The 23,552-nt window shown below is 40.6% G+C and carries 19 protein-coding genes, 3 tRNA genes, 1 other RNA gene and 1 pseudogene; 15 read left to right on the forward strand and 9 right to left on the reverse strand.

What is annotated here, in order from left to right; all coding sequences use genetic code 11:
• Positions 1–96: 96 nt before the first annotated feature.
• Positions 97–1,620, reverse strand: coding sequence for a pectate lyase family protein (locus ATH1_RS0112495; protein WP_010422324.1), 1,524 nt, complete (start codon positions 1,618–1,620; stop codon positions 97–99).
• A gap of 417 nt (positions 1,621–2,037) precedes the next feature.
• Here ATH1_RS0112495 and ATH1_RS0112500 point away from each other — a divergent pair, with 417 nt between their 5' ends.
• The 12 genes and pseudogenes from ATH1_RS0112500 (at position 2,038) to trkA (ending at position 15,870) form a co-directional block, all read left to right on the forward strand.
• The gene (locus tag ATH1_RS0112500) at positions 2,038–2,805 is read left to right on the forward strand and encodes a hypothetical protein (protein ID WP_245531786.1); all 768 of its coding nucleotides are present in this window, start codon (positions 2,038–2,040) and stop codon (positions 2,803–2,805) included.
• Between the two features lie 414 nt (positions 2,806–3,219).
• Positions 3,220–3,753 (forward strand): acyltransferase, encoded by a 534-nt coding sequence (locus ATH1_RS0112505; RefSeq protein WP_010422329.1) that lies wholly within the window; start codon positions 3,220–3,222, stop codon positions 3,751–3,753.
• A gap of 65 nt (positions 3,754–3,818) precedes the next feature.
• Positions 3,819–5,087: a pectate lyase gene (locus ATH1_RS0112510; RefSeq protein WP_245531787.1), complete on the forward strand. Its 1,269-nt coding sequence runs from the start codon at positions 3,819–3,821 to the stop codon at positions 5,085–5,087.
• Positions 5,088–5,578: 491 nt separating this feature from the next.
• Entirely contained in the window at positions 5,579–5,830 is a 252-nt protein-coding gene (locus tag ATH1_RS0112515; RefSeq protein ID WP_010422333.1) for an acyl carrier protein, read from the forward strand.
• A 3-nt stretch (positions 5,831–5,833) separates the two neighbouring features.
• Positions 5,834–7,825 (forward strand): asparagine synthase (glutamine-hydrolyzing), encoded by a 1,992-nt coding sequence (asnB, locus tag ATH1_RS0112520; RefSeq protein ID WP_010422336.1) that lies wholly within the window; start codon positions 5,834–5,836, stop codon positions 7,823–7,825.
• A gap of 5 nt (positions 7,826–7,830) precedes the next feature.
• Positions 7,831–8,838, forward strand: coding sequence for an NAD(+) synthase (gene nadE, locus ATH1_RS0112525; RefSeq protein ID WP_010422339.1), 1,008 nt, complete (start codon positions 7,831–7,833; stop codon positions 8,836–8,838).
• Between the two features lie 11 nt (positions 8,839–8,849).
• Positions 8,850–10,430 (forward strand): class I adenylate-forming enzyme family protein, encoded by a 1,581-nt coding sequence (locus ATH1_RS0112530; RefSeq protein WP_010422342.1) that lies wholly within the window; start codon positions 8,850–8,852, stop codon positions 10,428–10,430.
• Positions 10,431–10,734: 304 nt separating this feature from the next.
• Positions 10,735–11,871 (forward strand): sugar transferase, encoded by a 1,137-nt coding sequence (locus ATH1_RS22800; RefSeq protein ID WP_010422345.1) that lies wholly within the window; start codon positions 10,735–10,737, stop codon positions 11,869–11,871.
• A gap of 124 nt (positions 11,872–11,995) precedes the next feature.
• A pseudogene (locus ATH1_RS22805) lies at positions 11,996–12,231 on the forward strand (hypothetical protein).
• A 93-nt stretch (positions 12,232–12,324) separates the two neighbouring features.
• A complete protein-coding gene (locus ATH1_RS0112540) occupies positions 12,325–13,908 on the forward strand; it encodes a ComEC/Rec2 family competence protein (protein WP_010422347.1) in 1,584 nt (527 codons plus the stop codon).
• Positions 13,856–14,416, forward strand: coding sequence for a hypothetical protein (locus tag ATH1_RS0112545; protein ID WP_139035400.1), 561 nt, complete (start codon positions 13,856–13,858; stop codon positions 14,414–14,416). The genes ATH1_RS0112540 and ATH1_RS0112545 overlap by 53 nt, the downstream gene beginning before the upstream one ends.
• Positions 14,417–14,529: 113 nt before the next feature.
• Entirely contained in the window at positions 14,530–15,870 is a 1,341-nt protein-coding gene (gene trkA, locus ATH1_RS0112550; RefSeq protein WP_010422353.1) for a Trk system potassium transporter TrkA, read from the forward strand.
• A 21-nt stretch (positions 15,871–15,891) separates the two neighbouring features.
• Here the strand turns inward: trkA and ATH1_RS0112555 are convergent, their stop codons facing one another.
• The 5 genes from ATH1_RS0112555 to ffs all read right to left on the reverse strand — a co-directional run bounded on the left by ATH1_RS0112555 (position 15,892) and on the right by ffs (position 17,126).
• Positions 15,892–16,509: an L-threonylcarbamoyladenylate synthase gene (locus tag ATH1_RS0112555; RefSeq protein ID WP_010422356.1), complete on the reverse strand. Its 618-nt coding sequence runs from the start codon at positions 16,507–16,509 to the stop codon at positions 15,892–15,894.
• 102 nt (positions 16,510–16,611) lie between these two features.
• Positions 16,612–16,684: transfer RNA gene (locus ATH1_RS0112560), tRNA-Gly, on the reverse strand.
• Positions 16,685–16,760: 76 nt separating this feature from the next.
• Positions 16,761–16,843: transfer RNA gene (locus ATH1_RS0112565), tRNA-Tyr, on the reverse strand.
• Positions 16,844–16,951: 108 nt separating this feature from the next.
• Positions 16,952–17,025 (reverse strand) — tRNA-Thr (locus ATH1_RS0112570).
• A gap of 7 nt (positions 17,026–17,032) precedes the next feature.
• An RNA gene (ffs, locus tag ATH1_RS20650) (signal recognition particle sRNA small type) lies at positions 17,033–17,126 on the reverse strand.
• A gap of 417 nt (positions 17,127–17,543) precedes the next feature.
• On the opposite strand from ffs, the gene ATH1_RS0112575 reads away from it, so the two are divergent.
• Together ATH1_RS0112575 and ATH1_RS0112580 are read left to right on the forward strand one after the other, a co-directional pair.
• Positions 17,544–18,113, forward strand: a complete 570-nt coding sequence (locus ATH1_RS0112575) for a DUF4199 domain-containing protein (RefSeq protein WP_010422358.1) — start codon at positions 17,544–17,546, stop codon at positions 18,111–18,113.
• Positions 18,113–19,060, forward strand: coding sequence for a glycosyltransferase family 2 protein (locus ATH1_RS0112580; RefSeq protein WP_010422362.1), 948 nt, complete (start codon positions 18,113–18,115; stop codon positions 19,058–19,060). Before ATH1_RS0112575 ends, ATH1_RS0112580 begins: the two co-directional genes overlap by 1 nt.
• 123 nt (positions 19,061–19,183) lie before the next feature.
• Here the strand turns inward: ATH1_RS0112580 and ATH1_RS0112585 are convergent, their stop codons facing one another.
• The 3 genes from ATH1_RS0112585 to ATH1_RS0112595 all read right to left on the reverse strand — a co-directional run bounded on the left by ATH1_RS0112585 (position 19,184) and on the right by ATH1_RS0112595 (position 21,167).
• The gene (locus ATH1_RS0112585) at positions 19,184–19,648 is read right to left on the reverse strand and encodes an NUDIX domain-containing protein (RefSeq protein ID WP_044115246.1); all 465 of its coding nucleotides are present in this window, start codon (positions 19,646–19,648) and stop codon (positions 19,184–19,186) included.
• Positions 19,649–19,713: 65 nt separating this feature from the next.
• Positions 19,714–20,640, reverse strand: a complete 927-nt coding sequence (gene miaA, locus ATH1_RS0112590) for a tRNA (adenosine(37)-N6)-dimethylallyltransferase MiaA (RefSeq protein WP_245531788.1) — start codon at positions 20,638–20,640, stop codon at positions 19,714–19,716.
• The gene (locus tag ATH1_RS0112595; RefSeq protein ID WP_010422370.1) at positions 20,637–21,167 is read right to left on the reverse strand and encodes an IS1096 element passenger TnpR family protein; all 531 of its coding nucleotides are present in this window, start codon (positions 21,165–21,167) and stop codon (positions 20,637–20,639) included. Before ATH1_RS0112595 ends, miaA begins: the two co-directional genes overlap by 4 nt.
• A gap of 1,083 nt (positions 21,168–22,250) precedes the next feature.
• Between ATH1_RS0112595 and ATH1_RS0112600 the strand changes: the two genes are divergently transcribed.
• On the forward strand, positions 22,251–23,408 hold the full coding sequence (locus ATH1_RS0112600) for a BamA/TamA family outer membrane protein (RefSeq protein WP_010422373.1): 1,158 nt from the start codon (positions 22,251–22,253) through the stop codon (positions 23,406–23,408).
• The last annotated feature ends 144 nt before the right edge of the window (positions 23,409–23,552 follow it).

The following is a 23,552-nucleotide window of genomic DNA, read 5'->3' on the forward strand; positions in this document are numbered from 1 at the left end:
AACTGACTGTTAATGAGTGTTTAAAAATAACCTGCAACAAGGAGATTGACAAAAATGACTTTTTGGAGTGAACTCATGAATAAGGCAGATTAAATATTAAAGAGTATAATCGCCTGCTAATTCGTTAAGATACATTTCCACATTGGTGTAAAAAGAACAGATGGTATATTTATTTCCATCTTCAGGCGAATCAGGATCGAGACCTTTTGCAATTTCCCATTTGTCAGGAATACCATCTTCGTCTGTATCTTTTGGTGCGGTTTCCTGAAATTGAGTCGGATAACCGCCTCTGTCTGAAGGAGAATCTACAAAATCGCCGGTGTAGGTTCTTGTTTCTTCAATAATCCGTGCATCCACATCGTCCAAAACCGGGTATCGTGCCCCTGCGTTATTCAGCACGTAGTCAGCAACCTCATCTGTTTTGAGTATTTCTGAATAATGAGAATCCCAGTTGGCAGGAGCTTCATCAACCATGAATTCGGCATAAAAATCAGGAAACTTTTTGAATGAAGTACTTACCTCTTTTATGGGGTTAACATTTCCTTCATCGTCAATGTAGTTCTCATCTATAAAGAAGGTTGAACCATCTACAAGGTACCAGTTGCCGGTTCTGTAAAGTGGCAAGTCAGAGCTGGTGCGACCTTTGCGGTAGAAGTTACGAAAAATAACCGCATCGTTAATGGGCAGCTCTTCTTTGTATATCTGCGTGTGTGTGCCGTATCCGGGCTTGATTGGTCCCCAGTTATATATAAGATTATTCACAACATGAATGTCCTGACTGTTACTTGAAATCAACGGATTCCTGTTCATATTGTGGGCAAACAGATTTTTGATGATCGAAATTTCATGCAGGTCGTTGAGCATTAACAAACCTTTGGAATGCTCACCTTCGTCGTGAAGACTGTTCGAAAGACCTTCTGCGATGATGGTCCTTTGAATGGTAATATTCCTGGATTCAGTTGAAATGTCCAAATTTTCGTCAATACTCCATGTAAGGGACATATTGTCGATCATGATGTTATGACAATCTCTGTATTTATATATAAAAAGAGCGTCGCGTGCCGAGGGTAGCATCCCCGTTTCAGTATCATCTCCGGGTCTGATCCTGAAATTCCGCATAATGATATCATGCGTTTCGATTTGGATACCGCCATTTTTCAACGTGATACCAGAGCCTGGGGCAGTCTGACCTGCAATGGTGACATAGGGCTCTGTTATTTTAATATTACTGCTTAGTTCAATAATTCCGGAAACTTTGAAAAGAACATTTCGCGGCCCCGACTCTACCTCAAGAGCATACCTTAGTGTTCCTGGTTCTTTGGTATCTTCAAGGGAAGTAACATAAATCGTTTTACCTCCGCGACCACCTTTCGTGAACCGTCCATATCCTTCGGCTGACGGAAATGCTATCGTTTCAGTGAATTCGGGAACGTTGTAGTCACCAGATGTGTCGGTGGTATCTTCAGGTTCTTCTTCCTGATTTTTCTCCTCCTCCTCTTCTTCTTGTTCCTCTTCTGTTTCAGGATCTGTCACAGTTTCAATGTCATCCAGTTGACAACCCCATACTAACCCGATAATCCCAATGGACACAAGTGCCCTCTTCAAAAATTTGTTCTTCATGGCTCAATTTTAATTTGTAATAGTTGTTACGCAAAAATTTTCAAAATGTTGTTTCGTCAATTTTTTTGAATCTATTTAATTTTTGGTTTTGTTTTATACTGGTTGTGGAATAAGGATTTTAGATGCTTAGTTAAAAAAGGTTAAAGTTATTCGTCACCGAAAAACAGATATTCGTCAAAAATTAATTGAAGATGTTAAAATTGACAGTTATACCCGATGAGAGTATGAGGGTTCATTTTATCCTGGTATTTGTTCAGTTGGTCAAAAAAAGTAGACATTTATATTTGAGGGCTTTAATTTTCGGGCATTGTTAAAATCCTAAATCTTCATATCATGAGAAGTGAGGCAGGAATATTTTTTAGTGTTGCTTTATTAATGATTCTGATTACTGGTTGTCAAAATTTTAATTCGGATAAAATGAAGAAAGAGACCACAAAGAAGGTGATGTTTCTGCATCACAGTACAGGTAAAATGATTTGGAGGGGAGGGAACAATCTGATTGCAAAAGTAAAGGGAAAACTTGGTTTTGAAGGGGCGGTTGAAAATTGGTTCAATGCTTATAATAAGGCCAATGACAAAAACTATCTGATTTCTGAAATGGATTTCCCGAAAAAGGAGCCTTACGGCTGGAAGAACTACCCTTTCGATTACTATAAAATATGGGTAAAACACGGAGATTCCGATTACTATATGAGCGAACCGACTCTGAAAACACTGGCACCGGAATATGACCTGATTATTTTCAAGCATTGTTTTCCTTCCAGTAAGATTGTTTTTGACGGAAATCCTGATGTTGATTCTGAGAAAAAGATGATCGGGAATTATAAACTTCAATACGATGCTTTGAGAAATGAAATGCACAAATACAGGGACACTAAATTTTTGCTTTGGACACCGCCTGCTTTGACAAAGGGTGTTACAAATCCGGAAGCAGCAAGGGCTGCAACGGAATTTTCGGAATGGGTGATTAATGAGTGGGATCAACCCGGTGATAACATTTTTGTTTGGGATTTTAGAACTCTCGAAACCGACGGGGGTGATTTTATTTTGCCGGAGAATGCTGTAAGTGAAAGGGACTCACATCCGTCTCACCGATTTGCACGTAAAGTTTATCCCATGTTTTGTAAACGTATTGTTGATGTATTGGAAGGCAGAGGTGATGTGGAAAATATTGTTGGCGAATAAAACTTTGAGGGTATTTACCAATAGACCGTTAGGGTTTTAGTCCCCGATGCATCGGAACAAGTGGTTGCAAATTTCTTTGTAAACAAAGCGGCAAAGCCGGGAGAAAGATCAAAGCTTTTTGCTCGTTTCGCATAATTTCGGTATACTGCATTTTAGCGGAAATAATCCTTTAATCACAAACAACTGACTTGCAATTCATTACAAAAGTTCGACGGAGTATTGATTTACAATAGTGCGTTGAAAATACCTGAACGCAAGCGTAATACAGCAAATAGTAATTATAGGACCGACATTACTGATTTTATATCGATAAATGTTTAAATGAAACGAGCATGACAACGTTTTCCAAAACAGAACATGTATAAGTTCTTGCATGCGAGTTCCATCCGACCTTAATAAATAAATTTTATACGGATGAAGTATTTGTATAAGATTGCCTTAAGATTCGTTCGGATTTTTCCGGTCAATTGTTTCCGGATATGGCTTTTAAGAAAACTTGGCGTTAAAATAGGTGATAGATGTCGTTTATTCAGAGCAGATTGGGGAACCGAACCTTATCTTGTTGAACTTGGAGACCATGTTGTAGTTTCCAATAATGTGAGATTTTTGACTCACGACGGAGCAGTCTGGGTTTTTCGTGACGAGCATCCGGAATTGGATGTTTTCGGGACAATCAGGATTGGAAGTAATGTTTGCCTTGGCTTTAACACAGTCCTTCTTCCAAACACCGAAATCGGCGATAACTGTATAATTGCTGCCGGCTCGGTTATTAAAGGTAAGATCCCGAAAAATTCTGTGGTTATGGGCAATCCCGCAAAAGTCGTGATGTCAATTGATATGCAAAAACGACTGGTGCTAATGAGCCGTTTCACATTCAATTCCAAGGGGATGTCTTTTCAGAAAAAGAAGAAAATGCTGTTGGATTTTTTTGAACATTTTGACAAATAAGGCCATTGATGATGAAAAGAGGTCGCAAAACCCGGGACGGGTTTCATCAGACTAATTTTATTCTAATGAAGAGGATATTCAGATTTTTCAGCTTGTTTTTTTTATTACTTTGTTCGCAATCTCAATTCGCTCAAAATATCTACCCCGGGGCTTATGGGTTTGGAACTCAGTCGGGAGGAGCTTATGCCGGCGATTCAATTCCTGCCGTATTGTTTGTGACCTCTCTTGATGATAATGGAGAAGGTTCCTTAAGATATGCGCTCTCTTGTGACTATCCTCGCATTATCATTTTCAATGTTTCAGGGACTATTCGTCTGGCAGGAGCGTTATTTATAAAAGAGCCCTGTGTTTTTATAGCCGGACAGTCCGCCCCGGGAAAGGGAATATCGGTAACAGGTGCACCGGTGATTGTTAATACTCATGATGTCTTAATTCAGGATATCCGGTTCCGGCTTGGAAGTGCTTATCCGCGAAAGTCGGATTGTGTCAGTATAACAGGAACCTTGCATGATGTTTATAATGTGGTTTTCGATCATTGTTCGTTTGGCTTCGGACTTGATGAAAACATCGGGATATTAAACTCCGGTCCGGGGATAACCATCAGTAATTCTATTATCGGATATGGACTTCACAAGTTTGAGCATTCTTGCGGACTTTTAGCCATGAATTCAGAAAAAATAAGTCTGATTGGTAATATTTTTGCTTTTAATCATGACCGCAATCCCAATATCCGGGGCGATACAAAGGATGTAGAGATACTTAACAATCTCATCTATAATTCGGCATCTCATGCTATATATCTCGGGAGCAGAGGCCCGGATAACAGTCCTGTTAATGTTTTAATTGAAGGAAACATTTATGTAACGGGCGCTGATAACATGAATCGTTATCTTCTTTCGGTTCATCAGGATGTTGCTGACAGCTTGAACGTATCATGGCACAAAAATCTGACTTTTCACGAAACCAAAGTTTTTAAAGGAATCAGGGAACAAGTGTTTGATCAATCGGGCCGTTTTAACCCGGTTGATCCAGGGCCTTTTCCTGCTTCTGATAAAGAATTAATTGCTTTAGATAAACTGGAACAAATTCTTTTGCACAATTCGGGTGCCAGGGCACATAACCGGGATGGAGTTGATAGTTTGTTGATAGCGAACATAATGAACCGAAGTGGGAAAATTATTTCTGTGGAATCAGAACTGAACATCCAATCTGAATTGCCCGTCATGAATGAAGGCTTTGTTTTACCCGATGATCCACATCATACTCGTGCAGACGGATTCACAAACCTTCAGCATTATTTGCAGGAGTTGCTTTTGGTGAAATCTCAACCTTGAAAGTTATTGAGTCGTTAGTCAGTAGCCAAAAGTTGTGGTATCAGACAACGACATAGGTTAATTTACCGGTTAGACAATCCGGTTGTTTTTCGGTTGTCACTATTTAGAATCAATTCATGTAAATTATCCTGCAACCTGACAAATTAGGCTGGATATTCATTGGGGCTTCCTTTAACTTGAGACAGAATTTTTGCTTGGAATCCGCAAGGAATTGTATTAATGCTTGCATGCGGGTTCCATCCGACCTTAATAAATAAATTTTATACGGATGAATAATCCGGGCTAAATCGGGTTAACCTGACTTAAACAAAGGGTTTTCATCCCTAAATGTAAAACCTTTGCTGAAATTAGGTTGAAATGAGAAATTTTTGTTTTCAGGGATAATACATTTTTGATTAATTGATGGAAATATTTAAAACAACAATGAGTTTGGCAATAAAGATGCTTTTTAGACCGGGCTCATCAGAATAGATGAGAAAACTTAAAGTTATATGGAAACCATGGTATTAAACAAAGAAGAGATAAAAGCATTCATTGCAGAAACTTCTTTTACTGATCCAAAGGAAATTAAAGATGATACAATGCTCTTTGAAGAGGGTATTTTTGATTCTATGGGATTATTGAACCTTCTCTCTTTCCTTGAAGAAAATTACGGTGTTCAGACTGATGATACCGATCTGGTTGAGGAAAATTTTCAGAATCTGAAAGCCATAGAAGATTATGTGGCGAGAAAGAAAGGGTAGCTTATGTGCGGTATTGCGGGTTTTACTGGTCGTTTGGGAAGTTGGGAAGAATCCCGGAAGGTATTGAATAAAATGCTCACAAGGATTCGATACCGGGGACCTGATGAAGCGGGAGTCTTTGTTGATGATGAGGTGTCGCTCGGAAGTGTCCGGCTGAGTATTATTGATATTTCTACAGGACATCAGCCGCTTTGTGATGATACTGGCAGATACTGGATTACGTTTAACGGTGAAATATTTAATTACCGCGAACTTAGAAGAGACCTTGAAGAAAGAGGCTGCCGTTTTTCCACGCATAGTGATACCGAAGTTTTATTACTGGCTTTTCGCGAATACGGGCCTGCCTGTTTGAATATGCTTAACGGTCAGTTTGCTTTTGCTGTATGGGATGCAAAAAGGAGAAGTATCTTTTTGGCACGTGACCGTGTGGGGATTCGTCCTCTTTTCTATACTTTCCGCCACCGGCAATTGCTTTTCGCATCAGAGATTAAATCGATATTTGAGTTTCCGGGCATTGAAAGGAAATTTGATCACCAGGCTTTAGAACAGGTTTATACATTCTGGACCACTTTATCACCACGTACTGTATTTGAGGATATTGTGGAACTGCCGCCCGGTCATTATTTACGTTTCGAAGACGGACATGCCGAACTGAATAAATATTGGGAGCCTCCGGTTGTTGGTAGTGATGGTGTTTTCAGAGGTTCGATCGAAGATGCGGGCGAGGCGCTGGAATCTTTATTGACCGATGCTGTAAAGCTTCGTTTAAGGGCCGATGTTCCTGTTGGTTCCTATCTTAGCGGAGGGCTCGATTCTTCGGTTATTGCAACACTCATTCGAAAGAATAGTCCGCAAGATTTGCTTCAAACTTTTTCCATTGGTTTTGCCGATCGTGAATTTGATGAAAGGAGTTTTCAAAACAAGATGGTAGAGCAATTAAAGACTCGTCAGCACAGAGCTTTTTGCAGTTCGGACGATATTTCTGAATATTTTCCCGCGGCTGTCTGGCATTCCGAAATGCCTTTGCTTCGGACGGCTCCTGTTCCAATGTTCCTGTTATCGCGGCTCGTCAGAGAAAATAATATTAAGGTAATCATGACCGGCGAGGGTGCTGATGAAATACTTGGGGGATACAATATTTTCAAAGAAATGATTATACGCCGGTTTTGGGCAAGATATCCAAACTCCCGGTTTCGTCCCTTATTGTTGAGCAGACTTTATCCTTATCTTTCACAGCTTAAAGAGTTGTCGCCTGCTGCTTTGAAAATGTTTTTCGGTTATCGCCTGAAGGACGTGGATTCTGTTTTGTATTCTCACCTGTTGCGTTGGAACAATACTTCAAGAATTAAAAGAATGATGCTTCCCGGAATATCAGGGAAGCAAAATTTTGTTGACTGGTTGGAGGGCGAGTGGGATTCAATTCTTTCAAATGCCGGCGATCTTGCAAAAGCCCAGTACATCGAAACCAGAATATTCATGTCGGGCTATCTGCTGTCATCCCAGGGCGACCGTATGGCTATGGCCAATAGCGTGGAAGGACGTTATCCGTTCCTTGATCACAGGGTGATGGAGTTTTGTGCTTCTCTCCCCGACAATTTTAAGCTGAGTGGATTAAAGGAGAAGGTGTTGCTCAAAGACAGGTTCAGGAACCGTTTGCCTCATGAAGTGGCAGATCGCGCGAAACAGGCTTACAGAGCCCCGTTAGCAAATCCGTTCCTCATTTCTTCTAAGAGTGGGTATGTGCATGATTTGCTTTCTCCGCAAACAATCAAATCGGCAGGAGTATTTGATGATAAGTCAGTGTCGGTTCTGCTTGCAAAGCTCAGAAATGGGAAGGCACATTCCGAGACGGATCAGATGGGACTGGTTGCCATCCTTTCTACCCATTTACTCTGGAAACAATTTATAGGGGATTTTCAGCCCGTTTCCGACAATAATGCCATCGAAACTGAATTACGTAATACTGTTGCATCGCAACCGCCTCAAAAGTTCTGAATAAAATGAAGAAATTTACTCAAAGCATTCTGAAAATTGATAATCCGGAAGCACTCATTGATAAGATTAGCCAAAAACTGAAAGAAGATGTTTTTCGCCGTTTTCGCAGGCAGGGCGGAATTGTCGGTATAAGTGGGGGGGTTGATTCTTCGGTTACTCTTGCTATTGCTGCACAGGCGCTGGGGCCCGGAAAAGTTGTGGGCGTCCTTCTTCCCGAACAGGACTCAAGTCCCGACAGTAAATCGTTGGCACTGAAACTTGCAGATAAATTTGGTGTTGATACGGTGGAAGAAAACATTAGCGCAGCGCTCGATGGTTTTGGGTGTTACAGAAGAAGGGATGAAGCAGTGAAAAGCGTGATTCCCGAATATAATCCGCAAAGAGATAAAATGAAGATCGTTATTCCCAAAGAGATACTTGAACGGAAACTCCCGCCTGTTTTTTATGTGACCGTAGTGTTTGCCGATGGCAGTAAAATTTCCAGAAGACTTCCGCCCGATGCTTTTCTGCAGATTGTGGCAGCATCCAATTTCAAGCAAAGGAGCCGGATGTCGATGCTTTATTTTCATGCTGAAGCCCGGCACTTTGCTGTTATCGGAACACCCAATAAGCACGAAGTAAAACAAGGCTTTTTTGTGAAATACGGGGATGGTGGCGCCGATGTTATGCCCATCGGGAATCTTTATAAAACACAGGTTTATCAACTTGCTGAACATCTGGGGGTACCTCGTGAAATTATAGAACGGACACCAACTACCGATACTTACACAGCAGAGCAGACACAGGAAGAATTTTTCTACCAGATGCCTTTCGACAAAATGGACCTTCTCTGGTTTGCCTGGGAAAATGATTATGCTCCCGCCGATGTGGCAGGGGAGATGAATATGAGCGAAGACGATGTCAGGAATAACTATGCCAATTTCGAGCGAAAATTGAAAACCACAGAGTATCTCAGAACAGGGCCTCTTCTCGATTATGATTTTTGGCACCCTGATTTTCTTGAAACCAGATGAGCAATTGAGTGATGAATGCCATTGATTATTTTTTTCAGGATTCGGCCGGTCTCGATAAAGAACTTCTGATATCGGGTAAAGAATACTACAGTTACAGGGAGATTTCATGCAAAGTTTACCGGCTTTCGAGATGGTTTAGTGCTCATTTTTGCAAAGGAGATAAGATCATCTTAATTTCTCCCAATAACAGCTTTTTTGTTACTGTTTATCTTGCAGTTATGAAAGCAGGTTGTGTGGTGGTTCCTTTAAATCCGGGGATAGAACTGTCAAACCTTGAATACATTGTTTCAAAAACCGGATCGGGGCATGCTTTTTTACATTCTTCTGTCAAAATAGATGAGATACCCGGAATGGAAATATTCCGTGAGGACGGTCTTCTTTTGGATGATGGAAATCTATTATATGGAACGAACAAGAGTTCTGCAACTTCAGACTCCCGAAAGAATATGCACAATAATGGTTCACACCGCTCTTCCTCTCGTCATGAATTCTGGTCGACGCAGGAACTAACTGAATTTCATGCAACCGAATATGTTGATGGACCGGATATGAAGGCGGATGATCCGGCCCAGATTATTTTTACTTCGGGGTCGACTGCTGTTCCAAAAGGGGTTATGATTTCTCATGGGAATCTTGTGGCCAACACAAACTCGATTTTGAAGTATCTAAATCTTGACCGCAATGATAACATGCTTGTGGTATTGCCATTCTTTTATTGCTATGGGCTCTCTTTGCTTCATACACATCTGAGAGTGGGAGGGACACTGGTTTTAAATAATAATTTTATGTTTCTGGGAAGTGTCCTTCGCGATTTAAGACAATATAAATGTACCGGATTTGCCGGAGTTCCCAGTCATTTTCAGATTTTACTTCGAAAATCGGATTCATTCAGAAACGGACACTTCCCGCATTTGCGTTATGTGACCCAGGCAGGTGGAAAATTGCACAAAGCATTTATAGCCGAGTTTACTAAGTTGTTTCCCGAAGTTCGGTTCTTTGTTATGTATGGACAAACCGAGGCTACAGCCAGATTGTCGTATCTGCCGCCCGAAAAATTACCCGAAAAACCCGGCTCCATAGGAAAAGGAATTCCCGGTGTGATATTAAAAGTAATAGACGAAAAGGGAAATAGCGTGATTCCAGGCCAGACCGGTGAAATTATAGCCAAAGGAGAAAATATTATGTTGGGATACTTTGGTGATGAAGAGGCTACACAGCAGGCATTGAAGGATGGATGGCTGCATACCGGAGATTTGGGTACAATAGATGAGGATGGGTATATCTATCTGAATGCGAGAAAAAAGGAAATAATCAAGGTGGCCGGAAAACGGGTTGGCCCCAAAGAAATTGAAGAAGTTATTGTTAGCCTGCCCGGAGTTATCGATTGTACGGTTGAAGGCTATGACCATCCCGAACTCGGCGAGGCTATCCGTGCGGTTGTTGTAAAAAATGAAGAGTCCGTACTTACAACAGATGATATTCGAAGTGTATGTGCCAGGAATCTGGCATCTTACAAAGTTCCTACAGAGGTTGTTTTTCAGGCAAAAATGAAGACAAGCTCAACAGGGAAGAAGGTTAAAGGCGCTCTCTGACCACAATAAATTGTCATTGATTATTGGGCTTATTTGTCATATATCAACAATTACTGTCCATTCCTCAAAACCGGCTTTGAAAAAAATCATTTTTGACAAAATGCTGATAATGATGCTTGAGTGGACTTTTTTTTGAAATTAGTGGATGATTTCATCCTGTATCTTGCTCTATATTTCTTATACGTTGGTGTAACACTTATTTACAAAGCTACTGCGGAACAGTAAATTGCTTAAAAATTGAAAAGCAATTTGCGTTTTGAAAAGACGAAATCGTTTGTTCAAGATACTAAAACTATCGAGGGCCATGAAGTTTCCGGAATTACTCACACAAGTTATTACAGATTTGCCTGAAAAAGGGCAGTCTGTAATAACTTCACCGTTTGTCAGACCAAGTATTGACAGTAGGAAAGAAGCGATTTTAAAAAACATCAGCCTGGATGTTTATCAGTTTTTTGTTAATCATTTGGTTCCTGAACGGCATAATGTTTCTCTTATAGATACCAATATACGGGAAGAAATCAGCGGACAGTTAAGGGAAAATACACGGTCCATTATTAATATCCGCCGGTTGAACGAAACAAGGTATATCAATAAGTTTTTGATGGAAATCAATAGAAATATTCCTGATGCAGGTATTTTTATTGGTTGTGTTGAGCCGGTTAAGTGCGTTAAGATGCGTTACAGGCAAAAAATCAGAATCCCGTTTATCTTTTCGGCTTTCTGGTTGTTGATGTTTCTTTTTCACCGTGTGATGCCTAAAATACGCTACATACAAAAGGCATATTTTTCTTTAACCCGTGGCAAATACCGGTATCTGACAATGGGAGAGACGCTTGGAAGAATTGTTAGCTGCGGGTTTGAAATAATTGAATATAAAGAGATTGAAGGACTGTTGTATTTTGCAGTCATAAAAACCCGTGAACCGGCTTATGGAATGAAACCCAGCTTCGGACCTATGTTTCCCATGGAGAGAGTTGGACGACACGGCAAAATAATAAAGGTGTATAAGTTAAGGACAATGCATCCTTTTGCAGAATTTCTTCAGGATTATATAACCAAACTGAATGGATACAACAAGACCGGTAAGCCTGCTAATGACTTCCGGATTGCCTCCTGGGGGAAGTTTTACAGGAAATACTGGTTGGATGAATTACCACAGTTGCTTAATGTACTCAAGGGAGAATTGAACATTGTAGGCGTCAGACCGTTAAGCAGAACTCGTTTTAATGAGCTGCCCGAAGATGTCAGAAAGATCAGGGTACGATTTAAGCCCGGATGTATTCCTCCCTATGTTGCTTTACTGATGCCCGATGCCGATGGAAATATTGAGGCCGAACGTATTTATCTTTCCGAAAAAGTAAAGCGCCCTTTAAGCACTGATTTTAAATATTTTTTCCTCGCTGTATATAATATTTTTTCCGGGAAAATAAAAAGTTCCTGAAATGTAAATTCAGAACTTGAGAAAAGCAGTTCAATAGATTTTTAGATGTGAGATTCCTGCTTATGTGAATTATTGTTTTTTTGGTATGTCAGTATCAGTAAATCCTACTAATGGCTAAAAACTACTGATTAAATTATTCATATCTGAAAAGTTGATTATTTATGAGTGCAGTCTAAAAAGCCTTTTGACCCCTAAATCCCCTAAAGGGGACTTTTTCAAACTGCTGATTTTTAGCAGTTCCCCTTTAGGGTCAGGGGTGAAAATGGTAAAAATCAGCAGTTTGAAGGCTTTTTATACTGCACTCATTTATTATTAGGAAAAACAGAGAATTATTTGTATCTTGAAATGTCGGGGAAATGATTCCTCACGGGGTTTTGTATTACACATTCTTTTGTGTGCCTTTTTTAAGTGCAGACAAAGAAAATAAGGATAATACAAAATCCCGTTTTTGTTATGTTTCAGGATTTCTTAAAACCGGTTCCTTTCCTGCGATTTGTTATTGCTCTGGCAACAGGTATTTATTGTTCCGAATATCTGAATAAGAGCACAGTCGGAGTGTTTTTTGCCGGGTTTGTGCTTCTGTTTGTTTGTCTTCTGTTTGTCTTCTACATCCCTTCTGTATATAGAAGGTTTTCTTTACGATGGCTGTGCGGAGTATTCATATTGCTGTTTCTTTTTCATTTGGGAGTTATATCATCTCTTTTATCCCGTCCCCTGCATATTAAAGGAGAATACGAGGTTGAAGCTACAGCCGAAGTGGTTGAAGTTGATGTTACCTATTCGGGATATCTGAGAATTGTAGTTACCCCCCATGAAATATTATCGAGGGATTCTGTTCCTGTTGGGCCGTCCGATTTGTGGCAAATAATTGTTGAGCCGGCAGATTCATCTTTTATAGTTCCTGTTTCTTCGGGGAATAAGATAAGGTTTAAAACCAGACTTGAAGGTATTTCATCGGGAACTCCTAATCCAATGGCGTTTGATTACGGAGGATATCTTTTTCGTCAGGGGATATCCTGTTCCGGCTTTGTTAATAAAGATGATTTTTTTGTAGAGAGCAGGGACAGCGCTAAAGGTTTTCTTCAGCGGATAAAAGAAGCCAGCAGTAAAGCATACGGGATATATGAAGAAAACGGTATCAGCGGAAAGCAACTGCAGGTTTTATCGGCTCTGACTCTTGGAATGCGCCAGGAGCTTGATAATGAGATAAAAACATGGTTTGTTCACTCCGGAGTTATTCATGTACTGGCCGTATCAGGTTTGCATGTTGGAATTATCTTTTTGTTTCTGAATTATATTCTGAACAGTTTTCTACCCCGGAGAAGTTTGTTCAGATTGTTCTTTGTTATTACTGTTCTGGTGGTTTATGCATTGCTGACAGGCGCTGCACCGTCGGTTTTAAGAGCAGTAATTATGCTTTCGGTGATACAGACAGGGAATTATTTCCGACGTCAAAGCAACATATATAATCTTTTGTGCGTGTCGGCATTTATTATACTATTGATTCAACCATCTTCTCTTTTCCATGTCGGTTTTTGGTTAAGTCACCTGGCTGTTGCAGGTATTGTAACCTTTTATCCTTTGTTGCACCGGTTTTATGCTTACCGAAACATTTTCGTCAGAAGTATTGGCGACATGACTTTGGTGTCGGTTTCTGCGCAATTGGGAACATTTCCCTTGTCTTTATATGTTTTCAGAGCCTTTCCATGCTGGTTTCTGGTTTCCAATTTTTTTATTTTACCATTGATTGCCCCGATATTGGTTTTAGCCAATTTGTTAATAGTTACTTCAGGTAGTGATTTCCTTTCCAGCCTCATATCCGGTCCTTTGGAAGAGCTGCTGACGTTTATGATTGAAATGGTTGAATGGCTTAATTCGTTGCCATCGGCCTATATAAGCGGTTTATGGATTGGAGGTTTGACAATGCTTCTGATTTACTCTTTTTTGATAACAGCAGCCGGATGGATTTATTCAAAAAAACAGAATGTTTATAAAACTCGCTTTGGTTTCTTTCTTGCTGATAATTGCTGCTTTTAATGTTGAGTATCTACTTAAGCGTACCACCAATGCCTTTGTAGTTTTTGACGGCGGAAGAACGGCTTATGTGGGAACCGTCAACGGTGGGAGAGGAATTTTGTATGCCGATCAATTTTCCGAACGGGATATCGATTTTGTATGCAGCGGTTTTTTTGCCAGGTATTCTTTTGATGTTCAGCGCGTCACTGTTTTCGAAAACAATGAAATGGATGAGATAGAGCTGTTCCCGGCCTCAAACGGCATATACCTTGGACTTGGGGATATTAATCTGTCTGAAGTCGATGTGGTGGACGACCGGAAGGATAAAATAAAAGGAATAGTGGTTTTGGGTGAAACGAAAGGGGATTTGCTCTCTTTTGTTGAAGAGGTCGGGTGTCGAAGCATAATTATCGCCGGTAGTTGTCCCCCCTGGTGCTCAGAAGAGTGGTCTTCAAAACTGAACGATAACGGCTATTTGGTGCATGACGTTCGTGAAGAAGGAGCCTATGTGAATTTTGGTGATAGATGAGTCTGTTTTACCTTCCGGGATTTACCCTTATTTTTTAACGGACTATTGCTTCCAAAGTTCAATTATTATATTTTAATTTGTTGCGTTGTTATAAATGAGAATTTGCAGCAAAGATGAAAATACTTATTGCAGGGGCAGGAGAAGTTGGCACACATCTGGCGAGACTTTTTTCAAATGCAGACCATGATGTTACTTTACTAGACGAGGACGAAGTGAAATTGCACCGGTTAAGCCGACTGCTTGATGTGATGCCTGTCAAAGGGTCAGTTACTTCCATTCGCGACCTGGTAGAAGCCAGGGTAAAATCGGCAGATTTGTTTATAGCGGTTCCTCCTTATGAGGAAGTGAGCATTTTGGCGGCTATGCTTGCTAAAAAGCTGGGGGCTAAAACCACCATTGCCAGGATCAACAATTATGAATATCTGGTGCCCGAAAATAAGGAGTATTTTAAGCAACTTGGCGTTGATGAGATGGTATACCCCGAACATCTTGGCTCTCAGGAAATAATTGCATCTCTGAAGCAGGTTGGAACCAGGCAACTTTTTGAGTTCTCAGACGGGCGGTTATTGTTACTCGCACTGAAAATCCGGAACAATGCTCCTATTGCCAATCTTACTTTGTTACAAGCCTCTGCGCTTCATGAAGTGAATGATTATTATACGGTGGCCATCTACCGCGATGGAAAGACGATTATTCCACGTGGGGATAATCGTTTTATGCCCGGTGACCTGGCCTACGTTATTACAACACGTCCCGGCATTACCCAGGTTTTGGCCGATGCCGGAAAACATCAGTTCGAGATTCACAATGTGATGATACTTGGGGGAAGTCGAATTGGGAAAAAGGTGGCAAAAGAACTGGAGCATCATTACAAAATTAAGCTGATCGAAATTAACAGGGAGAAGACTTTGAAACTCGCCGATTCTCTGGAGAATACGCAGGTTGTGAGTGGCGACGGCCGAAGTCTTGAGCTGCTCAAGGAAGAAGGGATCCAAAAAACCGATGCTTTTGTGGCAGTAACTGGTAATTCGGAAGTTAATATTCTGGCCTGTCAGATGGCTAAAAAAATGGGGGTGCGAAAAACCGTTGCGGAAGTAGAAAATATGGACTACATAGATCTGGCCGAAAACATTGGTATAGGGACACTTATTAATAAAAAGCTGATTGCTGCCAGCTATATTTACAGGTACACTATGAAAGCCAGTGTTTCTAATGTTAAGTGTCTGACAGCTACCGATGCCGAAGTGCTTGAACTTATTGCTCAGCCAAATTCTAAAATAACTAAGGGGCCGCTGAAGAAAATCGATTTACCCAAAGACATGAACGTGGGTGGTATTACCCGTGGTGACAAAGTATTTATTGCCAACGGGGATACACGTATTCAACCCGGCGACAAGGTTGTTGTGTTTGCTTTGCCTTCAGGTCTTAAAAAAGTAGAGAAAATGTTTTCCTGATTTCGGGTCAACGGATCAGATTTATAGTTCAAGTTCACCCTTGCCTTCACGGATTATTTCAAAATCGGGACCATTCGTACAGTCAACAATGGTAGAAGCTACATTATCTCCATAGCCACCATCTATGACAGCGTCAACCACATCTTTATATTTTTCGTGAATTAGTTCAGGATCGGTTGTATATTCAAGTACGTCATCTTCGTCTTTGATGGATGTGTTGAGAATCGGGTTGCCAAGCTGTCTGACGATTTCGGTAATGATGGGGTTGTCGGGTATTCTTAACCCTATCGTCTTTTTGTTGCTTTTAAAAAATTTGGGAACATTGTTGCTGGCCGGTAAAATAAAGGTAAAAGGTCCCGGCAGATTTTTTTTGATAAGCTTGAATGTTGTACTGTCAAGAGGCTTTGTGTAATCGGAAAGGTGGCTCAAATCATGACAGATAATGGACAGGTGGTCTTTCCTTGGATTAATCCCTTTTATGCGGGCAATTTTTTCCAGTGCTTTTGAATGGTTAATGTCACAACCTAAACCATAAACAGTATCGGTAGGATAGATGACGATTCCGCCATCACGTAATATGTCAACAACTTTCTCTACTTCACGAGGGTTCGGATTTTCGGGATATATTTTGATCAGCATCTCAACAGATTTTTTGGTTTTGAACAAATATATGAAACGAAGATGACTTTTGGAATGGAGAAAAACAAAAACCCGATCGATATTTTCGATCAGGCTTTCGTGAGCGGGAAACGGGACTCAAACCCGCGACCCTCAGCTTGGAAGGCTGATGCTCTATCAACTGAGCTATTCCCGCGTTTGTACCTTGGTCTTAGAAAGCTTGGCTACGCGTGTTGAACGCGCCCCCTTTAAAATTGCTTCGAAAAAAGTTGTGGGGAGAGCAGGATTCGAACCTACGAAGGCGTATGCCAACAGATTTACAGTCTGCCCCGTTTGACCGCTTCGGTATCTCCCCGTTTATTTCGGAACGTTTGCAGCCCTTATGCTGCCTTGCGTTTGGGACGCCAAAAATAGTAAAAATATCTTTTAAACAAATTCTCCTGAGAAAAAATAATTTTTTTTGAGCCAATAGAGGGATTCGAACCCCCGACCCGCTGATTACAAATCAGCTGCTCTGGCCAACTGAGCTATATTGGCAGGTGGGTAAGCTACCTATATCGCACCGCTACAACCGCCTACCCTTGCTGCCGTCAGGCCCTGGGGGAATTCAGCAGGAGCTGGTCGTATAGGACTTACCCGCGCACAAAAGTAGAAAATTTAATATTGTCCGCAAACATCCCATAGAAAAAATTTCACCTAAATGCGCCGGTATGGGCTAATCTGTTTGATTTCAATTTGTCTGTGAAATGGTAATTTTAAATTTCACCGGACACAGTCCTGTTAATTTGGAGTTAAGATGCAGTCGGTATGTTTTTTTAATTCTTTTTATGTATTTTAGCCGGGCATTAGATTGCTTATAGATCAGATTAAGGTGGATGCAGATATTTTAATTGTTGAGTGCGGTATAAAAAGCATATTTTTGTCAAAATCAAGGCGTTTTGAATTTTTGTACCGGAGTTAACTTGTTGTTAATGAGGATGCAAAAATTTAAAACAACAACGAGTTTGGCAACAAAGATGCTTTTTAGACCGTACTCATTGTTAATTTTTTAGATTATGGAAACGTCATCATCTGAAGACATTAAAGATACAAAAAAGCTTAAGGCACGCTTTATCCTCAACCAGGGAACCTTCATGGGGCTTACTCTGGCCGTTGTATATTATTTTGCCCATATTACCGGCATAATGGACTCTTTTTTCCATAGCCTGCTGACCTGGATCGTTTTTGCCGGATTTATTCATGTTTCAATGGTTCGATACCGCGAGCATTTTATGGACGGATTCCTGTCATACTGGCAGGGAGTTTGGGTGGGAACCCGTATGGGAATTCTTTCGGGAATTATTGTTGGTGCCTATTTGTTTTTCTATCTGAAAGTTATCAACCCCGGCTATATTGAGGATTTAATTGTTCAGATGCAGGAGACTTATCTTGCGGTCGGCATGGCGGAGGATGAAGTACTTCAGATGACAGAAATGTACGGGAAGCTTATGATTAATCCGGTAGCATTAATCATTTCCGGAATTTTTTCTACAGGCCTTTGGGCTTTCCTTTTTTCTTTGGTAATTGCAATATTTCAACGTCGAAAGGCCGATCCTTTTACTGAAGCTATGAAAGAAGTTGAATAATGGATTTATCGATAGTTATTCCTTTATATAATGAAGAGGAATCTTTGCCCGAACTGATTGCATGGATTGATGAGGTACTTCAAAAAATGCGTGTTTCGTTTGAGGTTGTGCTCGTCGATGATGGCAGTTCTGATAAATCGTGGGAAACCATTCTCAACCTAAAAAGTCGATTTGGTTATTTAAGAGGGATACGGTTTCGACGTAACTATGGTAAATCTGCCGCGCTAAATACAGGTTTTAAAGCCGCAAAGGGAGATGTGGTAATCACTATGGATGCCGATCTTCAGGATAATCCCGACGAAATTCCGGAATTGTACCGTTTGATCAGGAAAGAAGGGTTTGATTTGGTTAGCGGCTGGAAAAAGAAACGGCGTGACCCCCTGAACAAAACATTGCCCAGTAAATTATTTAACCTTACAGCACGACTGGTTTCCGGGATTAAACTACACGATTTTAATTGCGGGTTAAAGGCGTATAAATCCGAAGTGGTTAAGAATATAGAAGTTTACGGCGAAATGCACAGGTATATACCTATTCTTGTTAAGCGGGCCGGATTTAACAATATTACAGAGAAGATTGTGAACCATCATGAACGAAAATATGGCGTATCTAAATTTGGGATGGATCGTTTTCTGAAAGGATTTCTGGACCTTTTATCGGTGATGTTTATCTCAAAGTTCGGGAATCGTCCGATGCATTTATTTGGAGCATTGGGAACATTAATGTTTTTAATTGGTTTTGCCCTGGCAATTTGGCTGGGCGCCCATAAACTTTATTGTGTGGCTCATGGTGTTGAGGCACAACTTGTTACCAATAATCCTTTCTTTTATATCGGTCTGGTTTGCATGATACTCGGAACACAGCTCTTTGTTACCGGCTTCCTTGCAGAATTGGTCACCCGAAATCAGCCCGACAGAAACGTCTATTCCATTAAGGAAGAGTTTTAATCTGGTTTCCGCTTTCTTCTTCTCAATTGTTTCAGGTGGCAGAGACCTCCCTCGACCGGAAGCGGGGGGGGGGGGGAGTTAAGTAAATTCCTGGCTAACAAGGCGTCGTGCATTTACTACCGTCTATTTACTGAATCCCGCTGTCTCAAGAATTTTTTTAACGACCACTTTATCAATAGGGAAAGTCATTTCGTCAGATGTTAATTTGGCCAGTGGTATCCACCGGAAAGATTGTTCCCCGTTTTTCGGGGGGTCTTCAAAATCAAATTTTCTGTTGGTAGTTGGTAACTTATGTACTTCAGGTAGTTCAAAAGTATAATAAATGCTGATGAGTTGGGTATTCTCATAAAAACGTGCCGGCTGAAAAAAATCAGTGGTATAGAAATGACCGGTTATGCTTATTTCTAAACCCATTTCTTCCCGGCATTCCCTTTCCAGGCATTCAATTGTTCCTTCGCCGTATTCCAGACCGCCACCGGGAAATTTTGTCATGAAGGTATTCATGACATATTCATCGGTGACCAAAAGCTGGTCATTTTCAATACAAATACCGTATACTCTTATATTAAAGCAAATTCTTGAAGTCATGGGGCAGAAAAAAAGCCGGGGCCCTTCTCAGAAGATTGTAAACCGCGAGAAAGATTAATATTAATTTAAATCCGGACCCCGGCTGTTTTTGTAATGTTTTCAGCAAATTTAATAACTTCGTCGGGATTATCAGGCGGGAACCACGATATTTCTTTGTCTCGTCTGAACCACGACAATTGCTTTCTGGCATATCTTCGTGTATTCCTTTTTATAAGTTCAATGGCTTTTCCCCTGCTGATAACTCCGTCAAAATGGTCAAAAAATTCTCTGTACCCTACGGTATTCAAGGAGTTAAGATGTTTGTAAGGATAAAGTGATCTGGCTTCCTCTTCTAATCCATCCCGGATCATTCGGTCAACTCTGTCATTAATTCTTTGATGCAGTTTTTTTCTGTCCATGTCAAGGCCGATTTTAATGATTTTAAACGGCCGTTCTTTCCTTTTATTGGTGCGTAGTTTTGAATAAGGCATTCCGGTCATCAGACAAATTTCAACCGCATGTATGATTCGTTTCGGATTTTTGAGGTCCACCTGTCTGTAAAAATCGGGGTCGAGTAATTTCAATTGCCGTCGAATACTTTCCAATCCTTCTTCCTGATATTGCTTTTGCAAATTGTTGCGCAACCCGGGATCAATCGTTGGCAACTCATCTATTCCGTGGCAAAATGCATCAATGTACAGCATGGAACCACCTGTCATAACAATTTTGTCAACTTCCCTGAACAGTTTTGTGGCAATTGAAATGGCTTCCTGCTCGTATTCGAAGGCACTATAGTAATCGAAAATCGATTTAGTACCGACCAGGTAATGTGGAACTTTTTGTAGTTGTTTTCTGGTAGGGGAAGCTGTTCCTATATTTGTTTCCTTAAAGATTTGCCGGGAATCGGCCGAAATGATTGATGTATTGAATGTTTGGGCCATTTTGATGCTGATATCTGTCTTTCCGATTCCGGTTGGTCCCAATATGGCAATTACATATTTGTTACTTTTCAATACCAATCCTCCTCATCAAACGGGTTTAAATTATCATCTTCATCGCCAAATGCGTCGCTGTCATCGTTGTTCATTAATTCGTCAGGATCGAGATCATCCGGATCGAGCTCTTCAATGGCATTTTTATCAAATTGCGGGGGTGGTTCACCCTCTCTTCTGGTGCAGACGGGCTTCTCAATGACCTTGTCTTCCATAGCAAATAACTCAAGAAAAAGTGACCGTTCTGCGAACTGATCAAAGACAAATAGCAAACGTTGCTTTTTCTCAGTTATTAATTCGTCTAATTTTGTTTTGTCCATGACTTTTATTTCCGGGTCCTGACCTTCGGTCATATCGATCAGCGTTATTTCAGTCTCTTTATGCCAGTTACGGTCTGTGATAAAAAAAGATGTTATCTGGCTTTTCTCATATCCCAGTTCTTCCAGAATAAAATTGTTGAGCTCGAGGAAAGTTGAATGGCTATCAATAGCAACTTCTCTGATGAAATCATCATTCTCACTTGATATAATACGAAATTTGTAAATCATATAAGTGTTTGTAACGCCCCTTTTTTTTAAAATACTGACAATTAAACGACTAAATTGTTTAATGTAGGACGGATAAATATCATTTCCGGAAAAGAGAAACGAAAAATTAAGGTTTTTGTTTCAAAAAACAAGTATTTTCGGGTTTTATTGGTGCTCGTCTGACAATAGTCGTTTCGATATCAGATGCAGGATAAATCGTATATATCTGAAAATCTTAAATGAGTGCAGTATAAAAAGCATATTTTTGTCAAAATCAAGGCGTTTTAAATTTTTGTACCGGAGTTAACCTGTTGTTAATGAGGATGCAAAAATTTAAAACAACAACGAGTTTGGCAACAAAGATGCTTTTTAGACCGGGCTCTTAAATATTAAACGAACGAGCCGGATAGAGTTTGCTGCTATTTGTACAGACGTGTTCAGAGGAAAGGACATGTATAGGTTGTTGCATGTAATTTACATCAGGCCAATAATTTAGACTAATTATATACGGATGAACGAGCATGACATGATTTGTCACAAAAGAACATGTATAATTAACCTCTAATCATCAAAGAAACCAAAAACAGGGAACAGATTCTTCGTCGTTACCTCCTCAGAATGACATTAGACAGTCTGTCATTCTGAGCGGAGCGAAGAATCTACCATCAATTAAAGTATGATAAATTGCATCATACCAATAACTTAGACTAATTTTATACGGATAAAACGAGCATGACAAAGAATTGTCACAAAAGTTGATGTATAAACTCAATCATGCGAGTTTCATCAGACCAATAACTTGGACTAATTTTATACTGATGAAAACTCTGTGTTATTCATTATTTCACAGAGTTCCACAGAGTTGGTACACAGAGTCTCAAAGAGGGAAAATTAGTCTTTTTAGTCATCCATTTTTGAAGCGGCTGCACCGCTCAAGAAAAAGGCGATCTAAAAAGTCTATTTTTCTCTGTGAATCTCTGTGATGTGCTCCGTGCACTCTGTGTAACTAAATGAAACGAGCATGACAAAGATTGTCACAAAAGAACATGTATAAAACTCATTCATGCGAGTTCCATCCGACCTTAATAAATAAATTTTATACGGATGAAAGGCAACTATATTAAGACTGTTTACTTGTTGATCCCCGGATTTCTGATGGCTTTTCAGGGGCAAGCCTTTGCCTTAGGAAAAGGGACCAGTAATTCGAATTCTGATTCTACAGTTTTATCCGCACTTGCCGGGATAGGCGAGGAAGTCCTGGATTGGGTGACCTGGGAGAGAGATAAGTATGTCGTCACTGTTTATCCGTCACTGAGTGCCAGTTCCCGAAACGGCTTTGTTTACGGAGTGGCGCCGGCCGTAAAATGGAACAGTTCGCGTCAGGGGAAAGCCAACACATTAACGATGAATGCTGAAACTTCTACAAAAAATATCCTTCAATTACAATTTGAACATGAGTGGTATTTTCACCCCGACTGGATGACGAGTGGTGAAGCTTTTATAATCAGTCGCGAAGACCTGTATTGGTTAGGAACCGATGAAAAAGAGATATATTTCGACCGAAGGGAGTTTCGTCTCAAGTGGGATGTTCTGGCCAATGTGTTTCCGGCCTTTTGGTTAGGTGCAGAATGGCTTTTGAACAACAATTCTTTTAATAATGCGGCGCAAGTCTCTTTTTCAGAAGCTGATTTGGAGGGTCATGAAGGCGGCTGGTTGTTTGGTATCGGCCCCAAGATAGAGTTTGATACCCGTCACAGAACCATTTCTCCCCAGAAAGGAACCTGGATTCAGGTTAGTCCCTCTTTTGTCGGATTATTCGACCTTGGAAAGTATAATTATTTCAGACTTACTATCGATGCACGCCGATATCTGCAATTGAAGAAGGATAAAACAACTCTGGCTTTTCAGGGGATGGTTGATTATGCTGAACCGGGAGTTCCGTTTTTTGAGGAGCCGCAATTGGGGGGCAAAGAAAGATTAAGAGGGATCGGACATCCACTTAGAGAAACCGGAAATGCCGTTTGGCTGTTTCGGGGTGAATTGCGTCAGCATCTCTGGTGGCGTTTAGGGGGTGTTGTGTTTGCCGGTTTTGGCGAATCTTCCGATAATTTTCAGAATCCCTTTTCCCGTACCATCTCCTCGGTCGGAGGGGGACTGCGCTTAAGAATGTTACCTGACGATCCGTTGAATGTTCGTTTCGATTTTGGTGTGTCTTCTTCCGGAACTACCGGGTTTTTCGTTTCTTTAAAAGAAGCGTTTTGATCCTATAACGTATGCCGGCTGGTTTTGATGGTTACATACTTTAACCCAACTTGTCATCTTGCTATCATAAAATTCTGTATTCCAGTCAGATGGGTTTAAGATATTCATATTTCGGGTAACACAGTATTTTTTCATATAGTATGG

The organism is Anaerophaga thermohalophila DSM 12881 (genome assembly GCF_000191885.1).
Taxonomy (GTDB): Bacteria; Bacteroidota; Bacteroidia; order Bacteroidales; family Marinilabiliaceae; genus Anaerophaga; species Anaerophaga thermohalophila.